The 14,042-nt window shown below is 65.9% G+C and carries 15 protein-coding genes and 1 pseudogene; 11 read left to right on the forward strand and 5 right to left on the reverse strand.

The features are described 5' to 3' along the window. Positions 1–226 precede the first annotated feature (226 nt). From MJO54_RS19665 to MJO54_RS19680, 4 genes are read left to right on the forward strand one after another with little or no spacing between them, the layout of a single operon-like run. Entirely contained in the window at positions 227–1,324 is a 1,098-nt protein-coding gene (locus MJO54_RS19665; RefSeq protein WP_205843404.1) for an amidohydrolase family protein, read from the forward strand. Between the two features lie 27 nt (positions 1,325–1,351). Then, complete coding sequence (locus tag MJO54_RS19670) at positions 1,352–2,494, forward strand: amidohydrolase family protein (protein WP_240175362.1); 1,143 nt, start codon at positions 1,352–1,354, stop codon at positions 2,492–2,494. After that, complete coding sequence (locus tag MJO54_RS19675) at positions 2,495–2,887, forward strand: Rieske (2Fe-2S) protein (RefSeq protein ID WP_105294625.1); 393 nt, start codon at positions 2,495–2,497, stop codon at positions 2,885–2,887. A 16-nt stretch (positions 2,888–2,903) separates the two neighbouring features. Beyond that, on the forward strand, positions 2,904–3,770 hold the full coding sequence (locus tag MJO54_RS19680) for an alpha/beta fold hydrolase (RefSeq protein ID WP_046282794.1): 867 nt from the start codon (positions 2,904–2,906) through the stop codon (positions 3,768–3,770). 5 nt (positions 3,771–3,775) lie between these two features. Here MJO54_RS19680 and MJO54_RS19685 read toward each other — a convergent pair whose 3' ends face one another. After that, positions 3,776–4,246, reverse strand: coding sequence for a hypothetical protein (locus MJO54_RS19685; protein ID WP_240175363.1), 471 nt, complete (start codon positions 4,244–4,246; stop codon positions 3,776–3,778). Between the two features lie 29 nt (positions 4,247–4,275). Here MJO54_RS19685 and MJO54_RS19690 point away from each other — a divergent pair, with 29 nt between their 5' ends. The 7 genes and pseudogenes from MJO54_RS19690 to MJO54_RS19720 all read left to right on the forward strand — a co-directional run bounded on the left by MJO54_RS19690 (position 4,276) and on the right by MJO54_RS19720 (position 10,694). Continuing rightward, positions 4,276–5,589 (forward strand): NADH-ubiquinone oxidoreductase-F iron-sulfur binding region domain-containing protein, encoded by a 1,314-nt coding sequence (locus tag MJO54_RS19690; RefSeq protein WP_240175364.1) that lies wholly within the window; start codon positions 4,276–4,278, stop codon positions 5,587–5,589. Further along, positions 5,586–5,774, forward strand: a pseudogene (locus MJO54_RS19695) (ferredoxin); the annotation flags it as partial. The gene MJO54_RS19690 and the pseudogene MJO54_RS19695, both read left to right, overlap by 4 nt. 17 nt (positions 5,775–5,791) lie before the next feature. Continuing rightward, positions 5,792–7,456: a thiolase C-terminal domain-containing protein gene (locus MJO54_RS19700; protein ID WP_240175365.1), complete on the forward strand. Its 1,665-nt coding sequence runs from the start codon at positions 5,792–5,794 to the stop codon at positions 7,454–7,456. Positions 7,457–7,490: 34 nt separating this feature from the next. After that, positions 7,491–8,348, forward strand: a complete 858-nt coding sequence (locus MJO54_RS19705) for an alpha/beta hydrolase (protein WP_064889964.1) — start codon at positions 7,491–7,493, stop codon at positions 8,346–8,348. Beyond that, complete coding sequence (locus MJO54_RS19710) at positions 8,348–9,166, forward strand: NAD(P)-dependent oxidoreductase (protein ID WP_046282789.1); 819 nt, start codon at positions 8,348–8,350, stop codon at positions 9,164–9,166. Before MJO54_RS19705 ends, MJO54_RS19710 begins: the two co-directional genes overlap by 1 nt. A 113-nt stretch (positions 9,167–9,279) precedes the next feature. After that, a complete protein-coding gene (locus tag MJO54_RS19715; protein WP_046282788.1) occupies positions 9,280–10,482 on the forward strand; it encodes a cytochrome P450 in 1,203 nt (400 codons plus the stop codon). A gap of 8 nt (positions 10,483–10,490) precedes the next feature. Continuing rightward, on the forward strand, positions 10,491–10,694 hold the full coding sequence (locus MJO54_RS19720; RefSeq protein ID WP_046282817.1) for a ferredoxin: 204 nt from the start codon (positions 10,491–10,493) through the stop codon (positions 10,692–10,694). Between the two features lie 102 nt (positions 10,695–10,796). On the opposite strand, the gene MJO54_RS19725 is transcribed toward MJO54_RS19720, so the two are convergent. The 4 genes from MJO54_RS19725 to MJO54_RS19740 form a co-directional block, all read right to left on the reverse strand. Continuing rightward, positions 10,797–11,102: a DUF1330 domain-containing protein gene (locus tag MJO54_RS19725; protein ID WP_105294626.1), complete on the reverse strand. Its 306-nt coding sequence runs from the start codon at positions 11,100–11,102 to the stop codon at positions 10,797–10,799. Continuing rightward, positions 11,102–11,308, reverse strand: coding sequence for a ferredoxin (locus MJO54_RS19730; protein WP_046282786.1), 207 nt, complete (start codon positions 11,306–11,308; stop codon positions 11,102–11,104). Before MJO54_RS19730 ends, MJO54_RS19725 begins: the two co-directional genes overlap by 1 nt. Further along, positions 11,305–12,600, reverse strand: coding sequence for a cytochrome P450 (locus MJO54_RS19735; RefSeq protein ID WP_046282785.1), 1,296 nt, complete (start codon positions 12,598–12,600; stop codon positions 11,305–11,307). Before MJO54_RS19735 ends, MJO54_RS19730 begins: the two co-directional genes overlap by 4 nt. 110 nt (positions 12,601–12,710) lie before the next feature. Further along, positions 12,711–13,991: an amidohydrolase family protein gene (locus tag MJO54_RS19740; protein ID WP_046282816.1), complete on the reverse strand. Its 1,281-nt coding sequence runs from the start codon at positions 13,989–13,991 to the stop codon at positions 12,711–12,713. Positions 13,992–14,042: the final 51 nt, after the last annotated feature.

A 14,042-nucleotide genomic window follows, 5' to 3' on the forward strand; every position in this document is an offset into this window, starting at 1 on the left:
TTAACGGATGTAACGATCTCGCCATGAGGTGCCTTGTCATCGCTGCGCAACGCCCTGGCGATCGCCCCAGCGCCCCAGCACCCGCGGGCGCCGGACGCTCGCCGGAATGAGAACCTTGTTCTTGCGTACAAAGAATACAGCTATACAATGGTCTTCACCGGGGGGCCGGGCGGCACGGTGACTGCACCACAGTGCCCGGCGGGCGGTACGACGAAGGGCGGCGTTGATGATCGAGCACCCGGACGGCACGCGCACGCCCGTCATCGACGCCAGTGTGCACATCTTTGCGACGTCCAACGCCGACCTACGCAGCTTCATGCGCGAACCGTTCAAGAGCCGGGGCTTCCCCGACTACGAGATGGACTGGTACGGCGCGCCGGGCGGCGAGTACGCACCAGGCACCGACGGCCCGCAGCGCCCATACCCCGGGTCGGACCCCGAGGTAGTCGCCCAACACCTGTTCGCCGAACGCGGGGTCGACGTGGCCGTGCTGCACCCGATGACCCGCGGAGTCATGCCGGACCGGCATCTTGGATCGGCGATCGCCGCGGCGCACAACGAGATCCTGGTGTCACGCTGGCTGGACCACCCCCAGTACGGCGAGCGCTTCCGGGGCACCATCCGAGTCAATCCGGACGACATCGCCGGCGCGCTGCGCGAGATCGAGCGGTGGAAGGACCACCCCCGGGTCGTGCAGATCGGCGTACCACTGCAATCCCGGGAGCTCTTCGGCAAACCACAGTTCTGGCCGCTGTGGGAGGCGGCCATCGACGCCGGCCTACCGGTCGTGGCGCACATCGAAGTGGGTTCAGGCATCTCCGCCTCGCCAACACCGTCCGGCGTTCCCCGCACCTACGAGCAGTACGTCAGCTTCATGGCGTGCAATTACCTCTACCACCTGATGAACATGATCGCCGAGGGCGTTTTCGAGCGGATGCCGGCGCTGAAGTTCGTGTGGGCCGACGGCGCCGCGGATCTACTGACACCGCTCATCTGGCGGATGGATACCTTCGGCCGGCCACACCTGGAGCAGACGCCGTGGGCGCCGAAGATGCCGAGTGACTACCTGCCCGGCCACGTCTACTTCGTGCAGGGCGCCATGGACGGCCCCGGGGACACCGATTTCGCCGGGGAATGGTTCGGCTTCACCGGCAAAGACGACATGGTGATGTACGGATCCAGCTATCCGCACTGGCAACGCAACGAACTGACCATTCCGCACGCGTTCAGCGCCGAACAACGCGACAAGCTGTGCTGGCGCAACGCCAGTGAGCTCTACGGCATAGAAGTCCCTGCCGTACCAGCCATCGCGGGCGCACACTAGAGAGCAGTAGGACCGAGGGAGTTCACGATGACCGTGACAGCTACCGAACGTAAGCCGGCCGCCGAGCGAATCGCCGTGCGATGCGTGGATTCGGACGTTCACCCGGTGCCTCGGCGCGGCGATCTGGTGCAGTACCTGCCCGAACCCTGGCGCAGCAAGTACTTTCTGCCCCGCCGGGTCGGCGAACAGATCTACTACGACGCCCCCGACTACGCACACGCCTACGCCATGCGCGTTGACGCCTTCCCGGCCGACGGCGAATTCCCGGGAAGCGACCCGGAGTTGGCCTTCAAACAGTTGATCATGGAAGCCGGAGCCGACTACGCGATCCTCGAGCCCGCCGCCTACCCCGCCCGCATTCCCGAAGCACAGCAGGCGATGTCGTCCGCACTCAACGACTGGCAGGCCAACCACTGGCTCGACGCCAAGAACAACTGGCACGAGCGCTGGCGAGGCTCGATCTGCGCCGCGATCGAGGACCCAGCGGGCGCGGTCGCCGAGATCGAGAAGTGGGCCGGCCACCCCTACATGGCACAGATCCTGATCAAAGCCGAACCACGGCCCGCGTGGGGCGACCCCAAGTACGACCCGATCTGGGCGGCAGCCACCAAACACAACATCACCGTGAGCTGCCACCTCTCCCGCAGCCATCACGAAGAACTGCCGATGCCGCCGGTAGGAATGCCCAGCTACAACCACGACTTCATGGTCACCTACTCACTCCTGGCGGCGAACCAGGTGATGAGCCTGGTCTTCGACGGGGTCTTCGACCGGCACCCGAACCTGCGCATCGTGCTCGTCGAACACGCCTTCACCTGGATCCTGCCGCTGATGTGGCGGATGGATGCCATCTATGCGGCCCGCAAGTCATGGGTGGACATCAAGCGCAAGCCGAGTGAGTACGTCAAGGACCACATCAAATTCACCACCCAGCCGTTGGACTACCCCGAGGACAAGACCGAACTCTCGCGGGCCCTCGAATGGATGGAGTGCGAGAAGATCCTGCTCTATTCCTCGGACTACCCGCACTGGACCTTCGACGACCCGCGCTGGCTGGTCAAACACCTACCCAAGGCGGCCCGGGAAGCGGTGATGTTCAAGAACGGACTGCAGACCTACCACCTTCCCGACACGGTCCCGGCCCTCGAGGGACAGGTGCGGGTGTTCTAGATGAGTCAGGACGAGCAGCGGCCCCGGCTGGCCCAGGGCCGCGAGCACATTGTTGCCACGATCGATGAAATCCCGCCCGGCACACACAAACTCGTGCCGATCGGGCATCACGGAGTCGGCGTGTACAACATCAACGGGACGTTCTACGCAATCGCGAACTTCTGCCCGCATCAGGGCGGTCCGCTGTGCTCTGGCCGGCTGCGCGGGCGCACCGTCGTCGACGAGGAGATCCCGGGCGACGCCGCCATGGTCCGCGACCTCGAATACATCTACTGCCCGTGGCATCAGTGGGGTTTCGAACTCGCCACCGGTACGACCGCGGTCAAACCGGAGTGGAGCATCCGCACCTACCCGGTGCGGGTAGTCGGCAACGACGTCCTCGTCCAGGCCTAACACACAGGAGCTTTCGGTGGCCTCTATCGAAGTCAACGCCGGCAACGTTGTCTACGAAATCCTCGGCACGGCCGGTGATCTGATCGTCCTCACACCCGGCGGCCGGTTCTCCAAGGAGATTCCCGGACTACGCCCGCTCGCCGACGCGCTCGTCGAGGGCGGCTACCGGGTGCTGCTGTGGGACCGTCCCAACTGCGGCGCGTCCGACGTACAGTTCTACGGCCAGTCCGAATCGCACATGCGAGCCGAGACGCTGCACGGACTGCTCACCGCCCTTCAGACCGGGCCGGTCATCCTGGCCGGCGGCTCGGGCGGCGCACGTGACTCGATCCTGACCACCATGCTTTATCCGGAGCTGGTCACCAAGCTGGCGCTGTGGAACATCGTGGGCGGCATCTACGGCACCTTCGTACTCGGGTCCTACTACGTGGTGCCCAGCATCCTGGCCGCGCGTGGCGGCGGGCCGGCGGCCCTGCTGGGCGTCCGTGAGTGGCAGGAGCGCATCGAGGAGAACCCGAACAACAAGCAACGACTGCTCGACCTGGACGGTGATGCGTTCCTCAAGGTGATGTTGCGTTGGCTCAACGCATTCGTCTCCAAGCCGGGCCAGACGATTCCCGGCGTGGACGACGAGATGTTCGACCGAATCACGGTTCCCACGCTGATCATCCGCGGCGGCGAGAACGACTGGGACCACCCCAAGCGCACCTCATTGGAGGTCAACTGCCTGATCAAGGGATCCGAGCTGATCGACCCACCGTGGCCTGAAGACGCCTGGGAGCGGGCTGCTGAAGATCGGGCCTCAGGAAAAGTCAGCCACTTCAACATGTTCGACACGTGGGTGCAGGCCGCCCCGGCGATCCTGGAATTCCTGGGCCGCTGATGATCTCAGCGGGTGTGGATGTGAACCTCGCAGTTCAGCGATGCCTCCAGCGCAGTGTGGATCCGACTTTCGCCGACCCGCTGCAGATCCGGCTCCGCCAAGGTTACCTGCACGATGTCGAGACCATCGGGCCCCGACGTGCGGGCGATCTCACCGGACAGTCCCAGCCCGGCCAGTACCCCGTGCACGTCGTCATCGGTACCTCTGCTCAGGTAGGTCACCACGCCCGGCGTCGGCATCGTGTCGAAGGCTTTGGCGCACAGCCGCATACCGATATCGATGACGTCCTCTTCGGCTCCGGCGATCAGCAACCGTACGTGGCGCCGTCCCACCGGCATAGCGGCAATGTCGGCATCGATCACGTCGACACCGGCTTGGCCCGCCAGCTCTCGCAGCGTTGTCATTCCCGCCGTCAGATGCTCGGGCATCAGCTTCCCGGCCGGGTCGACGTCGAGTCGCACCACCGCTGTTCTCACGTCCGCGAGCCTAGCCAAAAGAGGTGTCAATGACGACCAACAGCACGGTCACACCGGACGCCAAAACGATCACCGTGGCCGCCTGGCCGAGCTGCCCGCCACGGCTGCTTCGCCTGCAGTCCGGCGTCGAGGACGCGACGGAATACCTGTCCGGCGGCGGCTATCAACCGCTGCCGGGCCCGGACGAATTTCTCGCAGAGGTGGAACGCAGCGGATTGCTCGGCCGCGGCGGCGCGGCATTCCCGCTCGGAGTCAAACTGCGTTCCGTGCGCGTCCGAGCCCGCCGCGGCCACGACACCGTGGTGGTAGCCAATGGTGAAGAGGGCGAACCAGCTTCGTTCAAGGACCGGTGGCTGCTGCGCAACCGCCCCCATCTGGTGCTGGACGGGTTGCGGTTGGCCGCCGCGACTGTTGCGGCACGTCGCGCCTACGTCTACGTCTCCGATGCGTGGGCAGCCCGTAGCGTCGAGAACGCATTGACCGAGATCAGCCCGGAAATCCTTGGCGGGTTGTCGATCACGGTTTTCACGGTCGAGGCGGGCTACGTGGCCGGCGAGGAGACCGCAGCGGTGCGTGCCATCAACGGCGGCCCGGCCAAACCGACGGACAAACCACCCCGCCCCTACCAACAGGGAATCGGTGCGCTGCCGACCCTGGTCTCCAATGTCGAGACGCTGGCGAACCTTCCTTATCTGCAACGGCATGGCGCGGACGCGTTTCGCACGTACGGGACCGCGTCGTCGCCGGGCACCTTCCTGGCCACAGTCAGCGGCGGCGGGAGGCCTCCCGTGCTCTACGAGCTACCGCATGGCGTCGCGATCGCCGAATTGCTGAGCGTGCACGGGGTTTCAGCCGAGCAGGTCCGTGGTGTCCTGATGGGTGGCTACTTCGCCGGTCTGCTCAACTGTGAAGCGCTGCAGGCCACCCTCGACCACGAGTCGCTGCGCGCAAGCGGCTGCGGTCTGGGCTGCGGGGCGATCTCCGTCCTCACCGACGACTGCCCGGTCGCGGTGGCGGCCGCGGTGTTGGCCTATTTCGGCAGGGAGAACGCCGGGCAGTGTGGGTCGTGCTTCAACGGAACCGTGGCTATGGCGGCGGTCGCCGAAGCGCTGCGGGACGGAGTCGCGACCGCCGAGGATGTGCAGCGGCTGCAACGGTGGGCCGGTGTGCTGCCCGGGCGCGGCGCCTGCGGCACGCTGGACGGCGCCACCAATGTTGCCGCCAGCCTGCTGACCCGATTTCCGGACTTGGTGGCGCGCCACCTCGACGGCGCCTGCGACGCCTGCCGTGGCGACGCCTTCCACGCGATGCGTCCCTACCAGGTCGAGGAGGTGACGGCATGAAGATCCGCCTGGACCGCACGCTGTGCGACGGGTTCGGCTATTGCGCCAAACACGCGCCCAAACATTTTTCGCTGGACGACTGGGGATATGCATCCCTGACCGGCGACGGATCGGTTGAGAAGGCCGACGAGCACGACGTCATGCGCGCTCTGCTGGATTGCCCGGTGCACGCCATCATCGAAATCACCGCGGAGGACGACCTGTGAGCACACCTGGGCGCCCCCTTCCCGCGGTCACCCCCGAGAACGAATCCTTTTGGACCGCTGGCGCTGATGGCGTGCTACGGCTGCAGAAGTGTGTCGACTGCGCCGCACTGATCCATCCGCCACAACCGGTGTGCCGGTATTGCCGCAGCACGAACATGGGTGTGCGCGACGTGTCTGGGCGAGCCACGCTGGCGGGGTTCACCGTCAACCACCGATTCAGCCTGCCCGGTCTGCCGGCGCCCTATGTGGTGGCCCAGGTAGCGATCAACGAAGACCCACGAGTTCGACTGACCACCAACATCATCGACTGCGACCCTGATCAACTCGAGCTGGGCCAGCAAGTGGAGGTGGCGTTCGAGCACATCGAGGACGTCTGGCTGCCGCTGTTTCGTCCCGTACCGGCCGGTGCGGAAGATGCAGCGACCAAGCCGCTCCCCGACGACGAGATCGCGCCCGAGGACTACGCACAGCATGTGCGCCCAATGGTGACCTCCGACAAGTTCGAGGACAAGGTGGCGCTCACCGGGATCGGGGCTTCACGGCTGGGCCGTCGGCTCATGGCTGCGCCACTGGCTCTGACCGTGGAGGCATGCCAGGCGGCCGTCGCCGACGCAGGCTTGACCTTCGGGGACATCGACGGACTCTCCACGTACCCGGGCTTAGACGTCGCGGGCATGGGTGAGGGCGGGGTCTCGGCGCTGGAGGGCGCGTTGGGATTCCGCCCGACCTGGATCAACGGCGGCATGGACACCTTCGGTCCGAGCGGCTCCGTCATTGCCGCGATGATGGCCGTGGCCACCGGGCTGGCCCGCCACGTGTTGTGTTTCCGAACCGTGTGGGAATCGACATTCAACGAGCTGCTGAAAGTAGGCAAAGCCTCACCACCCGGCGGACCGCGCACGAACAGCTGGCAGGTGCCGTTCGGCGCCACCTCGGCGGCACACACCCTGGCACTCAATGCGCAGCGGCATTTCCACCGCTACGGCACCACCCGCGAGACCCTCGGCTGGATCGCGTTGAACCAGCGGGCCAATGCCGCACTCAACCCGACGGCGATCTACCGCGATCCGATGAGCATGGACGACTACCTGTCCGCGCGGATGATCACCACCCCGTTCGGTCTCTACGACTGCGACGTCCCGTGCGATGGCGCGGTCGCGGTGGTTGTGTCGGCCGTCGACGTGGCACGCGACTTGGCCAAGCCGCCGATCCGAGTCGAGGCGGTCGGCACCCAGATCATCGAGCGAACCGACTGGGACCAGAGCACGCTGACCCACGAACCGCAGGTCCTCGGCCAGTCCGCGCACCTGTGGTCGCGCACGGCGTTGCGGCCGGCGGACGTCGACGTCGCCGAACTCTACGACGGGTTCACCTTCAACTGCCTGTCTTGGATTGAGGCACTGGGCTTCTGCGGCATCGGTGAGGCGAAGAGCTTTCTGGACGGGGGCGTCAACATCGCACGCGACGGGGTGCTGCCGCTGAACACCCACGGCGGTCAGCTCTCGCACGGCCGCACGCATGGCATGGGACTGATTCACGAGGCCGTCACCCAGCTGCGCGGTGAGGCCGGTGAACGCCAGGTTCCCGGCGCCCGGGTCGCGGTGGCGAGCAGCGGCGGACTGACACCGAGTGGGGTCATCTTGCTGCGGACCGACTCGTGAGGACCGACTCGTGAGCGCCACGGTGCGCCCGCGGATGGTCAGCGCCGACGGGGTGCCGATGTCGGCACTGGTCGCCGAGGTCCCCGATCCGCATGCGGTGATCGTCGCGCTGCACGGCGGCGGCACCACGTCGATCTATTTCGACTGCCCCGGACAACCCACACTGTCACTGCTGAGAACCGGTGCGGCGCAGGGCTACACCGTGATCGCGTTGGATCGTCCGGGCTACGGCAGCTCGGCGCTGTATCCGGAGGCGATGACCGAGCCCGAGCAACGCGTCCGGCTGGCCTACCTGGCGGTCGATCGGATCCTTGGGGAACGGGCACGTGGCGCGGGGCTGTTCGTGCTGGGTCATTCCAACGGCTGTGAGCTGGCGGTGCGGATGGCCGCGGCCGATCGCGGCGCGGGCCTGCTGGGCCTGGAACTGGCCGGCACCGGGCTGCACTACCAGGACGCTGCGCGCACCGCATTGAGTTCGGCCGTTCCGGGCCAACGGCCCGCCGGTCTGCGCGAACTGCTCTGGGAGCCCGCCTCGCTGTATCCGGAGGCGGTGCTACGCGGGATCACCAACGCGTCCTCGGGCGCACCGTATGAAGCCGACATGGTGGCCAGTTGGCCACGCCGGGACTTTCCGTCACTGGCCGCACAGGTTCGGGTGCCGGTGCGCTTCACCTTCGCCGAGCACGAGAAGGTCTGGGAGTCCGGCCCCGACGCGCAGCGCGAGATCCGCAACATCTTCACCGTCGCAGACAGTTTCACGACCAACCAGCAGCCCGAGGCGGGCCACAATCTCAGCCTCGGATTCAGCGCCGCGGCATACCACCGCTCGGTGCTGTCATTCGTCAACGTTTGCGCGACCGCTGTTATCGCGCGGGACTCGGAGGTCAGCTGATGCGCGTCGGATTCATCGGGTTGGGCAGCCAGGGCGCGCCGATGGCGCGGCGCATCGTCGAGGGCGGCTACGCCACGACGTTGTGGGCGCGAAGGGACGGCACACTGGAACCCTTCTCCGACACCGAGGCACGCATCGCCGACTCCCCCGCGAAGCTGGCCGGCCAGAGCGACTTGGTCTGCCTGTGCGTGGTCGGTGACTCCGATGTCGAGGAAGTGGTCCGGGGCGACAACGGTGTGCTGGCCGGCCTGCAGCCCGGCGGGATCATCGCGATTCACAGCACGGTCCATCCCGACACCTGTCGCCGGTTGGCGCAACACTGTGCCGAACGGCAGGTCTCGGTGATCGATGCGCCGGTGAGCGGGGGCGGCCCGGCCGCCGCGGCCGGCACATTGCTGGTGATGGCCGGAGGCGAAGCCGACGTCGTGGAGCGTTGCCGGCCGGTGTTCGAGACCTATGCCGACCGGGTGGTTCATCTGGGCGATCTCGGCTCCGGCCAAGTAACCAAGTTGCTCAACAACCTGTTGTTCACCGCCAACCTCGGGACTGCAGCGACGGCGCTGGCTCTGGGCAAGCAGTTGGGCGTCGCCACCGACCGGCTCGCCGAGGTGGTCTCCGGTGGCAGCGCGAACAGCTTCGCGCTGAACAGCATCCGGGGTTCCGGCGGCACTCTGGACCGGTTGGCCGGGCTGGCGGGAGCCCTGCTGCAAAAGGATGTCCGATTGGTGTCCGACTTGGCGGAGCGGGCCGGGGCTGCGCCCGGCGCGGTGCTCGATGCCGCCGATGCGGCGCTGTCGCTGATGGACCACCCCCGGTGAGGCCGGTCTGCGGTGACCCCTTCCGACAAGCTGCCGTTTGTCTTACAGTAGCGGTTATAGTCCATCGTCCCAGCGTCGGCTTCGCCTAGCGTCCGGCGCACCGAGGAGGTTCGATGACCAAGGCGGAACTCATCTTCGACCCGTTCTCCGAAGAGTATTACGAGAACCCGTTTGACATCTATCGGCGCATGCGCGAGGAAGCGCCGCTGTACTACAACGCCGAAGAGGACTTCTACGCGCTGACGCGCCACGAAGATGTGTCGGCGGCTCTCAAGGACTTCGAGACCTATTCGTCGGCCCGGGGCTGCGATCTCGCGATGGTGCGCTCGGGTGAGGCGCCGCAGAAGATGATCATCTTCATGGACCCTCCGGATCACCGGCATATGCGCAGCCTGCTCAACAAGGCCTTCACCCCGCGCGCGATTCAGGCCCAGCGCGACACCGTCGTCGAGCAGGTCGAGCGGTTCCTGGGCGCCGTCGACCCCAACGGTTTCGACGTGGTGCAGGACTTCTCCGGGCCGTTCCCGGTGGAGGTCATCACCCGGATGGCCGGGGTGCCCGATGAGTACCGGCAACAGGTACGGCATTGGATCGACACCTCGCTGCACCGTGAGCCGGGGCAGATCGAGGTCAGCGAGGCCGGTATGCAGGCCACTATCGAGACCGCGACCTACTACTACGGACTGATCCAGGAACGGCGCATCGACCCGCAGGACGACATGATCAGCAGGCTGATCGCCGCCGAAATGCCCGGCGAAGACGGCCAGATGCGGCGCCTCGACGATATCGAGATCACCGGATTCGCCTCGCTGCTCGGGGCCGCCGGCGCGGAAACCGTCACCAAGCTGGTCGGCAACGCGGCGGTGATCTTCGCCCGCCAGCCCGACCAATGGCAGAAACTCCTCGACGATCGCAGCAAGGTTCCTGCCGCAGTCGAGGAACTGCTGCGCTACGAGGGCCCGGTGCAGTACAACGTCCGCTACACCCTCAAGGAAGCCCACGTCGCCGGCGGCACCATTCCGGCCGGCAAACCGGTGTTCTTGATCGCCGCGGCGGCCAACCGGGATCCCGAAGCGTTCACCGATCCCGACACTTTCGACATCGACCGAGACCAGACGCAGGCGCAACACCTGGGCCTGGGGTACGGGATCCACAGCTGTCTGGGGGCGGCGCTGGCCCGGATGGAAAGCGTCATCGCCTTGGAGCGACTGCTGGACTTCATGCCTCGCTACGAAGTGGATTGGGCTGGCCTGCAACGAGTTCACATGCAGAACGTCTCCGGCTGGAAGAACGTTCCCGTCCGCGTGTTGCGTTAGGGGTGTCGATGTCACGCCGACAGGTAGTGGTCGATTACGGGCTGTGCGAATCCAATGCGATCTGCATGGGCATCAACCCGGAGGTGTTCCACGTCGATGACGACGACAACCTCTTCATTCTCAAGCCTGACATCACCGCCGAGACCGAACACGACGTCGCCGAGGCGGTCCGTCGCTGCCCCCGCCAGGCGCTGGCGATCGTCGACGACTAGGCGCCCTCACCGCGAGTGTGAATCTGACGACGCGACACGCCGATGTCACGCCGCCACATTCACACTGGGCAAGCGATTTCCCGCCGCAGGGCGGGTTCTGGATCAGGAGCGCGCCGGGAATCCCGACAGGATCACCGCGTTGCACTCGGCCGCGGCCTGCCGCAGCTTCACCGCCTCCTGGTAACCCTCGGAGTTGTACCAAGCACGGGCCGCGTCGACGGATTCGAATTCCAACACCACGGTTTGGTTTCCGTGCCACTCGCCCTCCAGCACCTCATGCTGGGTCTCGACGGCCAGGATGGTGGCGTTGGCCATCGTCGGCCCCGCCGCCTTACCGTAGGCGACCATGCCCGCGGGGTCCTTGATGGCCTCGGTCAAGATGATATATCCCTTAGGCGCGTTCGCCATTAGCTCTCCTGATGGTCGGTGACGTCGTCGATGGCACGTTCTGGGCATTGCTTGATGGCGTCGCGGACGGCGTCTTCGAACTCTGCCGGCACCTCGCCGACGGTGACCTCGGAGTAGCCGTCGTCGTTGATGGCGAACACCTGCGGGCAGATCGTGGTGCAGATGCCGTGTCCGGCACAGCGATCCGGGTCAACCCAGGCTTTCATCGCGCCGGCCGTTCAGCCGGGGTGAATTCCAGGTTCAATTGGATCAGTCCGCGCAGGATGTAGGTCGGGATGTAGTGGAACTGGCGCGCACCGGCCGGGCCGTGCAATTCGTCGGAGATCCTGATGTCGGTGGTGCGGTCCAGCAGCCGCTCGATGGCGATGCGGGTCTCAGCGCGGGCCAGCGGCGCACCGGCGCAGCTGTGGATACCACGTCCAAAGGTGATGTGCTGACGAGCATTCGAGCGCGCGGGGTCGAAGGTCTCAGGGTCGGTAAACCGGCGCGGATCCCGGTTCGCCCCGGCCGCCAGCACCATCAGCGTCGTGCCGGCAGGGACATGCACTCCACCGATCTCGGAGTCCACCCGCGACAGCCGGAAGTCCCCCTTGACCGGGCTCTCGAAGCGCAGCACCTCCTCGATGAAGTTCGGGATAAGACTGCGGTCATCACGGAGGCGCTGCTGGATGTCGGGCCGCTCCCCAATGATCCTCAGCGCGGAACCGAGCAGCCGCACCGTGGTTTCCTGGCCTGCCGAGTAGACATTGGCGGCCACCTTGGCCACGTCCATCGGGTCCGGAATGGAACCGTCGGGGAAGGTCGCCTCCGCCATGCCGGTCAGCACGTCGGCGCGCGGTGCACTGCGACGGTCGGCGATATAGCCGGCGAACGTGGCGTAGAGGAACTCCAACGGGCTGTGCGCCAGCGCCTTGGCATCGGTGCTGCCGATCCCGCCCCCGGCGTTGTGCTGAATGTTCTTGACGAAGTCATCACGATCTTCATCCGGGACACCCAGCAGATCCGCGATGACCAGCAGGGTGAACGGGGCGGCGAATCCGCCGATGAACTCACCGGCGCCCGGCGCCAGGAAATCGTCGAGCACCGCATCGGCGAGCTCCCACATGGCGTCCTCGTTCTCCTTGAGGCGCTTGGGGGTGAGCAGCCGCATCAGCAACGCGCGGTGATTGGTGTGCGTCGGCGGATCCAGGGTCGGCAGCTGATCGCTGAACGGCAGCTCGTCGCGGTGCTTGTCGATCAGACCCGCAACGGTCTCGCCCCCCAGGTCGCCGTCGAGCGGTACCGGGAAGCCAGGGAAGGGCCCGGTCACCGCGATACACGAAGAGAACACTTCGGCGTTGCCGGCCACCGCACACGCTTCGTCCCAGCCGGTCACCATCATCACGCCGTGGTGCGGCTCGCGGCTTACCGGCGACCGCTCACGCAGCGCGCGCAGATAGGGGTAGGGGTCGCCGACCACCGTTTGGTCGGTGAAGAAGTCGATCGTGTCTGGATCCATCGAGCCGTTTCGCTCCCTCTCACAACCGAGAATCCCATTCTCGTAACCGGTGAATAGAATTTCATAACGCGACGGTGCCCGTCAATGTTGCCCGGGCCGCCGGGACCGACTCAGCTGTTCGACCGCGCGGCCTCCATCAACGCATTCGCCTGGCGATCGCCATCCTTGTGGTGGCTGAGCGCACGGATCGAGACGTCGTGGCCCTCGGCCGCCTTCCGCAGCGCGCCGACTCCCGCCTGCTCACGGGGTATGTGCGAGAACGGATCGAACGAATACCAGCGCATGGCGTTCTGGTGAGTCATCTTGTTGATGTCGTCATCGGACACATTGTTGGCGGTCAGCACATCCCACAACTCTTCGGGCGCCCCGGGCCACATCGAGTCGCTGTGCGGGTAATCGGCCTCCCAGGCGATGTTGTCGATACCGATCAGGTGGCGCAGCTGAACACCCACCGGATCGGAGATGAAACAGGTCAGGAAGTGCTCCCGGAATACCTCGGAGGGAACCTTCCCGCCGAAGTCCTGACCGGTCCAGGTCGAATGCATCTCGTAGGTGCGATCCACGCGCTCCAGGAAGTACGGGATCCACCCGGTGCCACCCTCAGACAGGGCGATCTTGAGGTCCGGATACTGCTTGATCGGCCGCGACCACAACAGATCCGCGGCGGCTTGGACGATATTCATCGGCTGCAGGGTGATCATCACGTCCATCGGCGCATCAGGAGCGGTGATGGCCAGCTTCCCGGACGATCCGATGTGCACATTGAGCACCATGTCGGTGTCGCACAGCGCCTGCCACAGCGGGTCCCAATACGCGTCGTGAAAACTCGGGTAGCCCATCGCAGCCGGGTTCTCGGTGAACGTCAAGGCATGCACGCCCTTCTTGGACACCCGCCGCACCTCGTCGGCACACTTCTGCGCATCCCAGATAACCGGTATCGCCATCGGGATGAAACGCCCGGGATAGGCCCCGCACCACTCGTCGATGTGCCAGTCGTTGTAGGCCTGCACCAGCGCCACCGAGAAGTCCGCGTCGTCGGTGGCGAAGAGTCGACCGGCAAAGCCGGGGAACGACGGGAAGCAGATCGAGCCCAGAATCCCGCCGGCATTCATGTCCTTGACCCGCTCGTCGACGTTGTAGCAACCGGGCCGGATCTCATCGAGGCCCTGCGGCTCCAGCCCGTACTCCTCTTTGGGCCGGCCCGCGACCGCGTTGAGCGCGACGTTAGGGATCACCACGTCGCGGAACTGCCAGGAGTCGGAACCATCCGCGTTGTGCACCAGACGCGGCGCGTCGTCGAGGTACTTGCGCGGCAGGTGGTTGGCGAACATGTCCGGTGGTTCAACGGTGTGGTCGTCGACGCTGATCAGAATCATGTCGTCCTTGTGCACGGCCATCCTCCGTTCCGGGCGCGGCACAGCGGGCCGCCCCAACGACGTCTC

Origin of the sequence: Mycolicibacter virginiensis, assembly GCF_022374935.2 — a bacterium.
GTDB lineage: Bacteria > Actinomycetota > Actinomycetes > Mycobacteriales > Mycobacteriaceae > Mycobacterium > Mycobacterium virginiense.